This window comes from Rhodoplanes sp. SY1 (genome assembly GCF_046000175.1).
Classification (GTDB): Bacteria; Pseudomonadota; Alphaproteobacteria; order Rhizobiales; family Xanthobacteraceae; genus Rhodoplanes.
The window spans coordinates 1-13869 of sequence record NZ_JBEOMB010000009.1; the positions used below are offsets into that span (position 1 = coordinate 1).

Consider the following 13869-nt stretch of genomic DNA (forward strand, 5'->3'; position numbering starts at 1 on the left):
GCCCGGCCCGCCGCCGGCCGAGGCGTCCGGCACGCACGCGAGCAGCGGCACGGCCGGGACGACCGTCGCGGCCGCGGCCTGACCCTCGCGCGTCGGCGCGACCGTCGGCGATGGTGCGAACGCAAAAAGGGGGGCCGCAGAGCCCCCCTTTCGCGTTCCGCAAACGAGCGAAGAAATCAGCGCTTCGAGAACTGGAACGACCGGCGGGCCTTGGCGCGGCCGTACTTCTTGCGCTCGACGACGCGCGAGTCGCGGGTCAGGAAGCCGCCGCGCTTGAGCACGCCGCGCAGATCCGGCTCGTAATGAGTCAGCGCCTTGGAGATGCCGTGGCGCACCGCGCCCGCCTGGCCGGACAGGCCGCCGCCCGACACCGTGCAGGTGATGTCGTACTGGCCGTTGCGGTTCGACGAGACGAGCGGCTGCTGGATCATCATGCGCAGCACCGGACGGGCGAAGTAGACCTCGACGTCGCGGCCGTTGATGACGATCTTGCCGGTGCCCGGCTTCACCCAGACGCGGGCGACCGCGTCCTTGCGCTTGCCGGTCGCGTAGGCGCGGCCTTGCTTGTCGAGCTTCTGCTCGTACTTGGGAGCCTCGACGACGCCGGCCGTCTTCAGGGCCGAGAGATCTTCGAGAGATTGAATGGTCTCGGCCATGATCACGCGCTCCTGGCGTTCTTGCGGTTCAGCGCCGCGACGTCGAGCGTCTCCGGCGTCTGGGCCTCGTGCGGATGGGAGGGGCCGCTGTAGACGCGCAGGTTGCCGAGCTGACGGCGGCCGAGCGGCCCGCGCGGCAGCATGCGCTGCACGGCCTTCTCGACGATGCGCTCGGGGAACCGGCCCTCGAGGATCGACTTGGCCGAGCGCTCCTTGATGCCGCCGATGAAGCCGGTGTGGTGGTAGTACACCTTCTGCTGCACCTTGCGGCCCGTGAACACGACCTTGTCGGCGTTGACGATGATGACGTTGTCGCCGCAGTCGACATGGGGCGTGAAGGTCGGCTTGTGCTTGCCGCGCAGCCGCATCGCCACGATCGCCGCGAGCCGGCCCACGACGAGGCCGGAGGCGTCGATCATCACCCACTTCTTGTCGACCTCGGCAGGCTTGGCCGAATAGCTCTTCATGGCGTCCTGATCCGATGGTTTTGATTTCGTCGGAGGCGCGCCCGGGCCGAACCACAGCCCCCGTCCCGGACACGCCGTCGGCGGGCGCCGGGAGGCCTCCACCGTGGCGGCGTGTGTACCGTCCGGAGCCGTTCGCGTCAATCCGAACATGCGAGAAATTACGCTTTTAAATCAGTCATTTGAAAATATGGTAATTTGGTACCTAGAGCGAATGCCTTGCCGGAATGGAGTAGGTCGCGGTCACATGCGCCACCGGATCGGGGTGCCCCTCCGACAGGATCGCCACCTCGCCGACCGCCAGCCGCTTGCCGAGCTTCATCAGCGCGGCCTGCGCGACAAGGTCGCGCTGCGCCGGGCGGCGCAGGAAGTTGATGTTGAAGCTGGTCGTCACCGCGAGCGGCACCGGGCCGATCGAGGCGAGCACCGCGACATAGAGGGCGACGTCGGCCAGCGCCATCATGGTCGGCCCGGAGATGGTGCCGCCCGGCCGCAGCATCTCGGGCCGGAAGGCCTGGCGGACGCGGGCGCCGTGATACCATGCCGCCTCGATCCGGACGCCGGTTCCGGCGTTGAACATCTGCGGGTACTCGTGCGCCAGAAACGCCTCGAGCTCGGCGACCGCCATCACGGCGGGATGCTCGGGCGAGGACGAGACGGGCGGCGGGGGCGGCGTGCGGTCGGACATGCGGGGGCTGGTCCTGGCTGCGGGGAAAAGCTCCGTCGCCGAAGCGTCGAAGCCGGGCCGGATCATCGTCGCGGCCGGCGGTCCGGAGCAAGCGTTCGCGAAGTTGCGGCCGAAGCTTCCGAGCCGACGCCCGGGCGTAGCGCACCCGCGCCCCCGTCGAGGAGACCATCGATGACCACCGAGACGCTCACCCCTGCCTCGATCGCCACGCCGCCGCTCCGCCGCACGGACGCCGACGGCGTCGCACTGCTGGTGCTCGACCGGCCCGCCGCGCGAAATGCACTCTCCGACGCCATGCTGGCGGCACTCTTCGGCGCCCTCTCTGCGATCGCGCAGGACCGCGGCGTGCGCGCCGTGGTGCTGGCCGCCGAGGGGCCGGCGTTCTGCGCCGGGCACGACCTCAAGGAGATGACGGCACACCGGGCCGACCCGGATCGCGGCCGCGCCTATTTCGCCGACCTCCTGGGCCGCTGCGCCGCCGTCATGCAGGCGATCGTCGCCCTGCCCCAACCCGTGATCGCCGCGGTCAACGGCATCGCGACCGCCGCCGGCTGCCAGCTCGTCGCGAACTGCGACCTCGCGATCGCCGCCGATGACGCCCGCTTCGGCACGCCCGGGGTGAGCATCGGCCTGTTCTGCTCGACCCCGATGGTGGCGCTGTCGCGCGCCGTGGCGGGGAAGCACGCCATGGAGATGCTCCTGACCGGCGACCTGATCGGCGCCGAGGACGCGGTGCGCTTCGGCCTCGTCAACCGGCTGGTGCCGGCCGGGCACGAGCGCGCCGAGGCGCTGGCGCTGGCGGGCCGCATCGCGGCGAAGTCGGCCGTGGCGATCCGCTTCGGCAAGGCGGCCTTCTACAAGCAGCGCGAGCTGCCGCTCGCCGAGGCCTACCACTTTGCTGCCGAAGTCATGACCGAGAACATGCTGGCGCGCGACGCCGAGGAAGGCATCGGCGCGTTCGTGGCGAAGCGCCCGCCGGTCTGGGAGCGCTGAGACCCGCAAGTGACGGAGGTTCGATGACTGCAACGGCCCGTGCCGCCTTCGCCCGCCCTGCTTTCTCGCCGGTCGGGATCGCGCGTAAATGCGTCGCCCACCTCGACGGGCCGGCGCTGCGTCGCATGCTGCTCGCCGGCGCCGCCTGGGGCCTCACGGTGTCGCTCGGGCTGACCGCGGCGCGCGCCTGGCGCTGCGGCGAGCTGTGCCTCGATGCGGCGGCCGTCGACGCCCTGGTGACGGCGGCGATCGGCGTCGTCACGATCGGTCCGCTGGCGCTGCTCCGCCGGCCAGCGGACACCGCCGCGCGCCCATCCGAACCATGAGCCGATTCGCCGACACTCACCACCGGGGAACCTCTGCCCCGTTCGATCCATTTCAGACCGAAGGCTTTTTCTCCCCGACCGCTCTCCGAACGTCACCTCGCTGAAAAGTCACCTCCCTGAAAGGAGACGACGACCCATGCGGATTGCTCTCGTCCCGGCCGCCGCCGGCCTCGCCATCCTGCTCGCGCTCGGTGCCGCGCCCACCCCCGCCCTCGCCCAGTCGAGCCAGGACCAGATGGCCTGCCAGTTCGACGCCCAGACCTACTGCCAGGAGGCGATCCCGGACCACGGCAAGGTCTATCGCTGCCTGAAGCGCAACGCCCGCAAGATCAGCCCGGCCTGCCGGGCGGCGATCAGCAAGGGCAAGGCCCCCCGCCGCAACCGTCCCGGCACGGCCTACTGAATAGGCCGCGCCTTTCAGAATCCGGCGGGACGGACTAACACCGGCCGCGCTTTCTGCGTCATGCCCGGCGTCGTGCCGGGCATCCACGACTTTTAGCCGGTGCGAACCTGGCGTGGATGGCCGGGACGAGCCCGGCCATGACGAGGCAGAGGGTCGCCGAATCGGCCTCGCTCACGCATGACCCACGACGACTATCCTGACTCCTACATCCGCGGCATCCTGACGACGTGCCGGACCATCGCCATGGTCGGCGCCTCGGCCAAGGACAACCGGCCCAGTTACTTCGCCTTCAAGTACCTGCTCGAGCGCGGCTACCGGATGATCCCGGTGAACCCCGGCCTGGCCGGCCAGGAGATCCTCGGCCAGCGCGTGGTGGCGCGGCTCGCCGACATCGACGAGCCGGTCGACATGGTCGACCTGTTCCGCAACGCCTCCTATGCGGCGGGGACGCTCGACGAGATGCTGGCGATGGCGCCGCGCCCCGGCGTGCTGTGGCTGCAGCTCGGCGTCCGCGACGACGCGACCGCGGCGCGCGCCGAGAGCCTCGGCCTCAAGGTGGTGATGGATCGCTGCCCAAAGATCGAGTACGGCCGCCTCTCCTCCGAGATCGGCTGGATGGGCGTCAACTCGCGCACCCTCTCCTCCAAACGCGCCCCGATGCCCCAGAAGGGCGTGCAGCGCCTGTCCCTCGGCCGGGTGACGATGGCGGGTGGCACGTCCGCAGCGCCGCCACGCGAGGACGAGCCGAAGCAGAGCTGATGCGGACGTCCGGCGGCGCCTTCAACCATGTGGACGGGACCGGACGTCACGCGAACCTTATTATATTACCTCACCCAGCCACCGCATCCCGCCTCGACGTTGCTGAACTGCAACGGCCAGGAAAATAGAGCAACCTTTGGCAAAAACGAGAACGGGGGAATCGTCGGACAGATGCTCGGGCCGATCAAAATTCTCTTTTATTTCTCATAACCTATCCGACGCTCACCCGGATGAGCCCATAATTCCTAATTTTTGACTAATCCCTGCTCCTCGCTAGCATCCCGGCGCGAGGGAACCGGTCTCCGCACGCATGCAGACGACGAGTTTGCCGGCGCCGGTCCGTGGGGGCGCCCGCGATGCAGGACCATCGCGCGCCTGTCGGAAGAATGTGGTGGCGACATGCGCGAGGGACCTGGTTCGGCTCGGGAGCTCTCCGGCTGGCGGGTGTCGAGAGAATCTCTCGGCCGACACGCCGCGCGCGGCCGGACACGTGGCGCAGCGCCGGCAGTCGTGCCTGCTTCCGCGGATCCGGCGGATGCGACAGCAACCTCGGCAGCCATGGCGATCAGCCCCGTCGGTCGTCGGTCGGGCGACAAGCGCCCGCGCCACCGTGGTCGGCCGGCGCTGCTCGGCACCAGCGCGCTCGTCGGTCTGCTGCCGGCGGCCGCCCTGTTCGGGATGCTCGCCGCGACTCCCGCGTGGGCCGACGGCGGGAAGGGCACGGCCGGCCCGGGAGGCACGGATAGCGCGACCGGCGCGGGCGGCGTGGGTGCCAGTACCAGCGCCACAGATCCCGGCGGGGGCGGCGGCGGCGCCGGTGTCACGGGCGGAGCGGGTGGAAGCGTCGGAGGTGGAGTGATCGCAGGCGGCGCCGGCGGAAGCTCGGCCGGCGCAAACGGCGGCACCGGCGGCAGCAGCAGCAGCGGCGCCGCCGGCGGCGGCGGCGGTGCTCACGGGTTCGTCGATACGGTGCTGCCGACCGTTGCGGTGCAGGGCGGCCACGGCGGCGCCGGCGGCGCCTCGGTCGGAACCGACGGCGGCGGTGGCGGCGCTGGCGGCTATGGCGCGGTGATCACCGGCGCCGGCGACCTGGGCACGCTTTCGACCAACGTCACCGCGGGCCATGGCGGGCCGGGCGGCGCCGGCGTCGATAATGGCGGCTGGGGCGGCAGTGGTGGCCTCGGCCTGCTGATCCAGGGAACCGCGACCAGCCTCACCAACACGGCCACCATCACGGGTGGCGCAGGCGGCGCCGGCGGAGACAGCGTCGACTTCGGGAACCCGCCGCCGGGCAACGGCGGCACTGGCGGCACAGGCGGCGTCGGCCTGTCGGCGTCGGGCATCCTGCTCACCAACAGCGGCACCATCTTGGGCGGCTCCGGTGGCACCGCTGGTGTCGGCGCGGCCGGGCAGAGCGGGGCAGTCGGCGCCGGCGGGGCCGGCGTCGCCGGCGCCGACCTCACCATCGTCAACAGCGGCGGCATCTTCGGCGGAGTGTCGGGCGACGGCGTCACCCGCGCCAACGCCGTCACCTTCACGGGCGGCACCAACACCTATCAGCTCCAGGCCGGCGGGTCGACCATGGGCAATGTGGTGGTGGCCGGCGGAACCGGAACATTGCAGCTCGGCGGCACCACGAACAGCACGTTCGACGTCTCCGCCATCGGCGCGACGACGAACGGCTATCAGGGCTTCACGGCCTATCAGAAAACCGGCAGCAGCACCTGGAGCCTGACCGGCACGACCACGGCGACGACCTCCTGGCAGATCGACCAGGGCACGCTCGCCATCTCCTCCGACACCAATCTCGGCGCGGCGGCGGGCGGGCTCGGCTTCGGCGGCGGCACGCTGCAGTTGGAGGCGGCCCTCACCAGCGCCCGCACCGTGACGCTGAATGCCGGCGGCGGCACCATCGACACCAATGGCTTCGCCGGCACGCTGTCCGGGATCATCGACGGGACCGGTGGCCTGACCAAGACCGGCACCGGCACGCTGACATTGTCCGGCACCAACACCTATTCGGGCGGCACGACGGTCTCGGGCGGCATCCTCAACATCTCTTCCGACGCCAATCTCGGCGCCACCACGGGCGGGCTGATCCTGGCGGGCGGAACGCTGCAACTCGCCTCGAGCCTCGATCTGGCATCGACCCGGACCGTCACGCTGGGCACGGGCGGCGGCACCATCGAGACCAACGGCGCGACGACGATCTCGCAGGGCATCGGCGAAAACACCGCCGGCGCCGCCTTGACCAAATCCGGCTTCGGGACGCTGACCCTCACCGGCGCCAGCACCTACACGGGCGGCACCACGGTGACGCAGGGCAATCTGAACATCGGCAACGGCGGCACCTCGGGATCCATTCTCGGCGACGTCGTCCTGGGCACGGCCACGAACCTCAATTTCGGCCGGTCCAACGACTATACGTTTTCGGGCAATATCAGCGGGCAGGGCGCGGTTGGTGTAAGTGGTGCGGGAACGCTGACGCTGACCGGCAACAACAGCTACACCGGATCGACGAGTGTTACCAACGGCGGCACGCTCAACCTCGGCAGCGCCGGCGCGATCGGCACGACGGGGACCATCTTCTTCTTCGGAGGCACGCTGCAATACAGCGCCGCCAACCAGACCGACTACTCGTCGCGCTTCGCCACCAATGGCGGTCAACTTTACTCCGTCGACACCAACGGTCAGAACGTCACCTGGGCCAGTAATCTGACGTCGTCCTTAGGCTCGCTCACCAAGCGCGGCGCCGGCAATCTCACCCTCTCCGGCACCAACACCTACGACCAAGGCACGACGATCAGCGCCGGCACCGTCACGGTCGGCAACAATTCCGCGCTCGGCACCGGCACCGTGACGATGGCGCAGGGCACCACCCTGGCGTTCTCGGCCGGCAACAACTACACGCTCACCAACAATTTCGTCATCAACGGCGATCCGATCTTCGACACCCCGACCGGCACCACTCAGACGATCTCCGGCGTGATCTCCGACGGCGGCACGCCCGGCATCGTCGAGAAGACCGGCGCCGGCACGCTGGTGCTGTCCGGTGCCAACACCTATTCGGGCGGCACCATCATCAGCGCCGGCACACTGCGGGTGACCAATTCGACGCCCGGCACGTCGAGCTCGGTCGGCACCGGCGCGGTGACGCTGGACGGCGGCGTTTTCCAGGCGGGCGCCGCCAATCTCGTCTTCGGCAACGCGTTCCGGCTCAACGCCACGGGTGGCCAGATCGACACCAACGGCAATGATATGACGTTGTCCGGCGCCGTCGCGAACGGCACCGGCGCCGGCGCCCTGACGAAGTCCGGCGCGGGCGTCCTGACGCTCACCGGGGCGCTGTCCTACACCGGGCTCACCACGATCACGGGCGGCAGCCTGGTGCTGGGCGACGCGGCCAACGCCGTCACCCTGCCCGGCAATGCGACGCTGAACGGCGGCAATCTCGCCGTCGCCAACGGCTCGCTCGGGACGGGCACGATCACGTCGACAGCGGGCGATTCCATCGTGGTCGGCTCGACGGCCGGGCTGAGCGCGACGGCGGGCAGCGCGACCATCGTCAGCAGCGGCACCGTCGCGTTCCAGAACGCCGGCAGCGCCGGCACCGCGACGATCACCAACACGGGCCTGGTCGACTTCGCCGACACGACGACCGCCGCGAATGCCCGGATCACCAGCACGGGCGGCGGCCTTCTCCAGTTCCGGAACACCGCGACGGCCGGCACCGCGACCATCGTGACCGGCGCCGGATCGAGCACCACGTTCGGCAACCAGTCGACGGCGGGCGCCGCTACCATCACGACCGATGCCGGCGGCCTGCTCACCTTCCAGAGCCAGTCCACGGCCGGTTCGGCGATCATCGTCACCAACGCCGGCGCCGCGCTCGACGGCACCGGCACGCTCTTCACGGACAACGCGACGGGCGGCACCTCGCGCCAGGTCGTCAATGCCGGCGGCCTTCTCGACATCTCGCAGGCGACGGGCGGCGTCACGATCGGCTCGCTCGAAGGCGCCGGCCGCGTCGGCCTCGGCGGCAACACCCTGACGGTCGGCGCCAACGATCTTTCGACCGCGTTCTCGGGCGTGATCCAGAACCTCGGCACCCTGCCGGGCAGCGGCACCGGCACCGGCGGCCTGACCAAGATCGGCACCGGCACGCTGACGCTGTCCGGCACCAGCACCTACACGGGCGCGACGCAGGTCTCGGGGGGCACCCTGATCGTCAACGGCACGATCGCGACGTCGAGCGGGCTGACGGTCGACGCCGGCGCGACGGTCGGCGGCACCGGCACGCTGCCGAGCACCGTGATCGCCGGCACGTTGTCGCCCGGCAACTCGATCGGCACCGTCACGGTCGCCGGCAACCTGACTTTCACGACCGCCGGCACCTACAAGGTCGAGGTGTCGCCGAGCGCCGCCGATCGCACCAATGTCACCGGCACGGCGACGCTCGCAGGAACCGTGTCGGCGCTGTTCCAGCCCGGCACCTACGTCACCCGCAACTACGTGATCCTGTCCGCCGCCGGCGGCCTCGCCGGCACCAGCTTCGCGGCCCTCTCGACCACCAACCTGCCGGCCGGGTTCCTGGCGAAGCTGAGCTACACGTCGACCGACGTGCTGCTCGACCTCACGGCGACGATCGGCACCGTGGAGGGCCTGAACCGGAACCAGCAGGCGGTCGCCTCCTCGCTCGGCAACGCCTTCAACGCCGGCGCGGCGCTGCCGCCCGCCTTCCTCGGCGTGTTCGGCCTGACCGGGACGCCGCTGCGCACCGCGCTCTCGCAGCTCTCCGGCGAACCGGCGACCGGCGCCATCCAGGCCGGCCTGCAGGCGACCGGCGCGTTCCTCGGCCTGATGCTCGATCCGTTCGTCGCGACGCGCGGCGTTTCCGGTACGGGGGCCGGTGGCCCGGCCCTCGCCTTCGCGGGTGATACCGCCGCGGCGAACGCCGCCGCCGCCCTGCCTGCGGACGCCGCCCGCGCCTATGCGGCGGCGATGCCGGGCGTGTACGGCAAGGCGCCGCCCGCCGGCCGTCCGGCGCCGCAGTGGACCGTCTGGGGCGCCGCCTTCGGCGGCAACGGCCGGGTCGACGGCGATGCCGCGACCGGCAGCCACGATCTCGACACCCGCGTGTTCGGCGTCGCGGCCGGTGCCGACTATCGCGTCTCCCCCGACGCGGTCCTCGGCTTCGCGCTCGCCGGCGGCGGCACCCGCTGGACCACGGCCGGGCTCGGCGACGGCAAGACCGACACGGCCCAGGCCGGCCTCTACGGGTCGCACAGGTTCGGGCCGGCCTTCGTCTCGGCGGCGCTCGCCTATGCCTGGCACGACGCGACGACGACCCGCATGGTCTCGGTCGCCGGCGAGACGCTGGAGGGGCGCTTCCATCCGCAGGTGTTCGGCGCCCGGCTGGAGGCCGGCTGGCGCTTTGGCGGCCCGGCGCTCGGACTCACGCCCTACGCGGCCGGCCAGGTGCAAGCCTTCCGCATGCCGGGCTTCGCCGAAACGGCGACGGCCGGGGCCGGCAGCTTCGCCCTCGCCTACGCCGGCGAGACGGTCACGGCGCCGCGCAGCGAGCTCGGCGCCTGGGCCGATGCCCGCACCCCGACTCGGCTCGGCGAGCTGATTCTGCGCGGGCGCGCCGCCTGGGCGCACGACTTCGAGACCGACCGCCGCCTCACTCCGACCTTCCAGGCCCTGCCGACGGCGAGCTTCGTGGTCGCCGGCGCCGCGCCCGACGCCGCCCTCGCCCTTCTGTCCGCCGCCGCGGAGCTGCGCCTCGCCACCGGTGTCACCCTGATCGGCAAGGCCGACGGCGAGCTCGGGGCACACACCCGTGCCCTCGCCGGCACCGGGACGCTCCGCATCACGTGGTGAACGCGATGCCCCGTGTCACGTGGTGAGAGTCTCGCGAAAGAACCCTGTCCTCCTCCAATCGGCATGGGAAGCAGTTTTCTTCGCGATGCGGCAAACGCGTAGGCTGAGATTGCCTTCCGGCGGGCCGCCTTGACGGCCCCCGACGGTGGGCTACACCGGAGGCCCGATTTCCTCTGGTCCGCCCCTCTCCGCACGGAGCCATCATGACCGACCGCCAGCCCGGATTTTCGACGCTCGCCATCCATGCCGGCGCCCAGCCCGATCCGACCACGGGCGCACGGGCGACGCCGATCTACCAGACCACGTCCTATGTGTTCGACAGCGTCGACCATGCGGCCTCGCTGTTCGGGCTGCAGGCGTTCGGCAACATCTACACGCGCATCACCAACCCGACCAACGCGGTGCTGGAGGAGCGCGTCGCCGCGCTGGAGGGCGGCACGGCGGGTCTCGCCGTCGCGTCGGGCCACGCGGCTCAGATGCTGGTGATGCACGCGCTGATGACGCCGGGCGACGAGTTCGTCGCCTCGACCAAGCTCTACGGCGGCTCGATCAACCAGTTCAACCACTCCTACAAGAGCTTCGGCTGGAACGTCGTGTGGGCCGACCCGGACGACCTCGCGAGCTTCGAGCGTGCGGTGTCGCCGAAGACCAAGGCGATCTTCATCGAGTCGATCGCCAATCCGGGCGGCGTGATCACCGACATCGCGGCGATCAGCCAGATCGCCAAGCGGGCCGGCGTGCCGCTGATCGTCGACAACACGCTCGCCACGCCCTATCTGTGCCGGCCGATCGAGCACGGCGCCGACGTCGTCGTGCACTCGCTCACCAAGTTCCTCGGCGGCCACGGCAACTCGATCGGCGGCGTGATCGTCGACGGCGGCAGCTTCAACTGGTCGCGCGAGCGCCGCTATCCGATGCTGTGCGAGCCGCGCCCCGAGTACAACGGCATCGTCCTGCACGAGACCTTCGGCAACTTCGCCTTCGCGATCGCCTGCCGGGTGCTGGGCCTGCGCGACCTCGGGCCGGCGCTGTCCCCGTTCAACGCCTTCATGATCCTCACCGGCATCGAGACGCTGCCGCTGCGCATGCAGCGGCATTGCGACAACGCGCTCGCCGTGGCCGAATGGCTGTCGAGCCATCCGCGCGTCGCCTGGGTGAGCTATCCGGGCCTGCCCGGCGATCGTTATCACAACCTCGCCAAGAAGTACGTGCCGAAGGGCGCCGGCGCCGTGTTCACGTTCGGCCTGAAGGGCGGCTACGACGAGGGCGTGAAGCTCGTCTCCAACGTGAAGCTGTTCTCGCATCTCGCCAACATCGGCGACACCCGCTCGCTGATCATTCACCCCGCCTCGACCACCCACCGCCAGCTCTCCGACGCCCAGAAGGTCGGCGCCGGCGCGGGACCGGACGTGGTGCGCCTGTCGATCGGGATCGAGGACGTGGCCGACATCGTCGCCGACCTGGAGCAGGCGCTGGCGGGGTGACACCGTCTCGGCGACGGGCATCGAACAAGGACGTCATGGCCGGGCTCGTCCCGGCCATTCACGTCTCTACGGCGCGATGAACACCGCCGTGGATGGCCGCGACACGCGCGGCCATGACAAGGCCGAGATTTATAGAGGTTTCGTCGCGTTCACGCCGCGTCGATGCGGGCTCCGCCGACGCCGTGCACCGGGCCGGTGAAGCGCGGGGCGCGGCCGGCCCAGCAGACGCCGTTGCGGCCCTGCGCCTTGACCCGATACATGGCCTGGTCGGCGGCGCGCAGCAGCGCCTCCATGCCGGCGCCGTCCTCCGGCGCGAGCGCGATGCCAACGCTGGCGCCGACCTCCACGGTCTCGCCGTCGATCCGGTAAGGCGCCGTCAGCGCCTCGAGGATCATCCCGGCGAGCGCCGCGCGATCGTCGTCGCCGTGGCGCCGCGTCGCCAGCACGGCGAACTCGTCGCCGCCGAGCCGGGCTGCGACGTCGCCTTCGCCGAGGCAGCGGCGCAGCCGGTGGGCGACCCGCAGGAGCAGCGCGTCGCCGACGGCGTGGCCGTGGCAGTCGTTGACCTCCTTGAAGCGGTCGAGGTCGATGCCGAGCACGGCGAAGGGTGCGCCGCGATCGCGCTGGCGGTCGAGCGCCTGCTCCAGGCGGCTGCGGAACAGCGTGCGGTTGGGCAGGCCGGTGAGCGGATCATGGAGCGCCATGTAGGCGATCCGACGCTCGCCGGCGCGCCGCTCGGTGACGTCCGTGTAGGTGCGCACCATGCCGCCGTCCGGCATCGGCACGCAGCTCACCTCGATGGTCTGGCCGGTCGGCCGGACCCGCTCGAACACCACCGGGCCGGTGTCCGCGGCGGTGGCGCCGAAGGCGACCGACAGGCGCCGGGCCGGCGCGCCGCCCGCCCCGCCGTCGCCGGCGACACCGAGCTCGCCGCGGCGCGCCATCTCGGCGACGAGCGCATCGAAGGTCGGCCGTTCGGCCAGCATCTTCAACGGCACGCCGAGCAGCTCGGCGGCGCGGCGGTTGGCGACCGCGATGCGGCCGTCCCGGTCGACCATGACGATGCCCTGCGCCATGGTGTCGAGCGTGACGGCGAGCTCCTGCGAGGTGCGGCGCGCCACCGCCTCGCTGGCATGCAGGGCCACGCTCGTGCGCTCGAGCCGCATCCGCTGGCGCACGGCGAGCACCATGGCGACGAGCACCACCAGCGTGAGGACGCCGGCGAGCGCCGAGTAGACCTTGACGTACCAGGCATTGTCGGCGAGCGCGTCGGCCGCCGACACCGAAGCGTAGACGACCAGCGGCAGCCCCTCGACCCGGCGGAACGCGACGAAGCGGGTGACTCCGTCGATCAGGCTCGGCCCGACCACGGTGCCGACCGGAACCTTGGCGATGTTCTCGAGCGTCGGCCATGGGCGTTCGCCCTTGCGGCCGATCAGCGGCGCGGCCGCGCCGGCCCCGGCCCGGACCACCCCGTCGGTGCCGACCAGCATGATGGTCCCCTGCCGGCCGATGTCGATGGAGGCGTAGAAGCGCGAGAAGTAGTCGGCGTCGAGCGACGCCACGACGACGCCCCGGAACCGGCCGTCGGGACCGCGGACCGCACGGGAGAGCTGCAGGGTGGTTCGATGAGAGACCCGCCCGACCATCGGGACGCTGATGTCGAGCTCGTCACCGGCCGCGTCACGATGCGCGATGAAATGCGGCCGGTCGGAGAGGTCGATCGCCGCGGTCGGCACCATCAGGCTGTTCAGGCGCAGCCGGCCGTCGGGGCCGATCAGCGAGAGCTGGATCGCGATGTCACCCTGCGGCGTCACCTCGCGAGCGAAGGCGCGCAGGTCGACGCCGTCGGGGTTGCGCAGGATCTCGGCGCGGGCGAGGCGGAGAATCTGGTCCGCCCCGGTGATGGCGCGCGCCGCGTGCTCCTCGACCACGCGAGCGAGATTACGGGTGTTCTGCAGCGCCACGGCACCGAGCTTCTCCCGCTCCAGGCCGAGCTGGTAGCCGATCCCGCTCCACAGCAGCACGATGACGAGCAGCCCCAGCCCGGTCGCCGGCTGGACGACGGAGCGAACCCCGATCGACGAGAAGTGCGCGCCGATTCGCGCCGAGAGGGAATTCCGGAACACCATGTGGACCTTGTAGGCCCCGTGGCTTTCGTTTCCCTTAGGCGAAATCGCGAGATTTCAGACAGTTTTATCGCTGTTTCGAGG

10 protein-coding genes are annotated in these 13869 nt (G+C 70.8%); 6 read left to right on the forward strand and 4 right to left on the reverse strand.

Annotation, left to right across the window (positions count from 1 at the left end; genetic code table 11):
• Positions 1-176: 176 nt before the first annotated feature.
• The 3 genes from rpsI to ABTU92_RS03290 all read right to left on the reverse strand — a co-directional run bounded on the left by rpsI (position 177) and on the right by ABTU92_RS03290 (position 1808).
• Positions 177-656 carry a 30S ribosomal protein S9 gene (gene rpsI, locus ABTU92_RS03280; RefSeq protein ID WP_111356765.1) on the reverse strand — a complete coding sequence of 160 codons (480 nt, stop codon included), beginning with the start codon at positions 654-656 and terminating at the stop codon, positions 177-179.
• Positions 657-658: 2 nt separating this feature from the next.
• Positions 659-1123, reverse strand: coding sequence for a 50S ribosomal protein L13 (rplM, locus tag ABTU92_RS03285; RefSeq protein WP_111356766.1), 465 nt, complete (start codon positions 1121-1123; stop codon positions 659-661).
• A 202-nt stretch (positions 1124-1325) separates the two neighbouring features.
• The gene (locus tag ABTU92_RS03290) at positions 1326-1808 is read right to left on the reverse strand and encodes a PaaI family thioesterase (RefSeq protein WP_408087639.1); all 483 of its coding nucleotides are present in this window, start codon (positions 1806-1808) and stop codon (positions 1326-1328) included.
• Between the two features lie 171 nt (positions 1809-1979).
• Here ABTU92_RS03290 and ABTU92_RS03295 point away from each other — a divergent pair, with 171 nt between their 5' ends.
• The 6 genes from ABTU92_RS03295 to ABTU92_RS03320 all read left to right on the forward strand — a co-directional run bounded on the left by ABTU92_RS03295 (position 1980) and on the right by ABTU92_RS03320 (position 11656).
• Positions 1980-2801: an enoyl-CoA hydratase gene (locus ABTU92_RS03295; RefSeq protein ID WP_408087641.1), complete on the forward strand. Its 822-nt coding sequence runs from the start codon at positions 1980-1982 to the stop codon at positions 2799-2801.
• A 23-nt stretch (positions 2802-2824) separates the two neighbouring features.
• On the forward strand, positions 2825-3127 hold the full coding sequence (locus tag ABTU92_RS03300) for a hypothetical protein (protein ID WP_408087643.1): 303 nt from the start codon (positions 2825-2827) through the stop codon (positions 3125-3127).
• A 136-nt stretch (positions 3128-3263) separates the two neighbouring features.
• Complete coding sequence (locus tag ABTU92_RS03305; RefSeq protein ID WP_408087645.1) at positions 3264-3530, forward strand: cysteine rich repeat-containing protein; 267 nt, start codon at positions 3264-3266, stop codon at positions 3528-3530.
• Positions 3531-3707: 177 nt separating this feature from the next.
• Positions 3708-4289, forward strand: coding sequence for a CoA-binding protein (locus tag ABTU92_RS03310; protein ID WP_408087647.1), 582 nt, complete (start codon positions 3708-3710; stop codon positions 4287-4289).
• Between the two features lie 855 nt (positions 4290-5144).
• On the forward strand, positions 5145-10172 hold the full coding sequence (locus ABTU92_RS03315; RefSeq protein WP_408087649.1) for an autotransporter-associated beta strand repeat-containing protein: 5028 nt from the start codon (positions 5145-5147) through the stop codon (positions 10170-10172).
• Between the two features lie 203 nt (positions 10173-10375).
• Positions 10376-11656, forward strand: a complete 1281-nt coding sequence (locus tag ABTU92_RS03320) for an O-acetylhomoserine aminocarboxypropyltransferase (protein WP_408087651.1) — start codon at positions 10376-10378, stop codon at positions 11654-11656.
• A 149-nt stretch (positions 11657-11805) separates the two neighbouring features.
• Here ABTU92_RS03320 and ABTU92_RS03325 read toward each other — a convergent pair whose 3' ends face one another.
• Positions 11806-13788 carry a diguanylate cyclase domain-containing protein gene (locus tag ABTU92_RS03325; RefSeq protein ID WP_408087653.1) on the reverse strand — a complete coding sequence of 661 codons (1983 nt, stop codon included), beginning with the start codon at positions 13786-13788 and terminating at the stop codon, positions 11806-11808.
• Positions 13789-13869 lie beyond the last annotated feature (81 nt).

What these genes read in the sequence shown, in the direction of transcription:
- rplM (WP_111356766.1), bottom strand. Translation starts at nt 1,123, where the DNA reads ATGAAGAGCTATTCGGCCAAGCCTGCCGAGGTCGACAAGAAGTGGGTG.
- ABTU92_RS03310 (WP_408087647.1), top strand. Translation starts at nt 3,708, where the DNA reads ATGACCCACGACGACTATCCTGACTCCTACATCCGCGGCATCCTGACG.
- rpsI (WP_111356765.1), bottom strand. Translation starts at nt 656, where the DNA reads ATGGCCGAGACCATTCAATCTCTCGAAGATCTCTCGGCCCTGAAGACG.
- ABTU92_RS03300 (WP_408087643.1), top strand. Translation starts at nt 2,825, where the DNA reads ATGACTGCAACGGCCCGTGCCGCCTTCGCCCGCCCTGCTTTCTCGCCG.
- ABTU92_RS03290 (WP_408087639.1), bottom strand. Translation starts at nt 1,808, where the DNA reads ATGTCCGACCGCACGCCGCCCCCGCCGCCCGTCTCGTCCTCGCCCGAG.
- ABTU92_RS03320 (WP_408087651.1), top strand. Translation starts at nt 10,376, where the DNA reads ATGACCGACCGCCAGCCCGGATTTTCGACGCTCGCCATCCATGCCGGC.
- ABTU92_RS03325 (WP_408087653.1), bottom strand. Translation starts at nt 13,788, where the DNA reads ATGGTGTTCCGGAATTCCCTCTCGGCGCGAATCGGCGCGCACTTCTCG.
- ABTU92_RS03305 (WP_408087645.1), top strand. Translation starts at nt 3,264, where the DNA reads ATGCGGATTGCTCTCGTCCCGGCCGCCGCCGGCCTCGCCATCCTGCTC.
- ABTU92_RS03295 (WP_408087641.1), top strand. Translation starts at nt 1,980, where the DNA reads ATGACCACCGAGACGCTCACCCCTGCCTCGATCGCCACGCCGCCGCTC.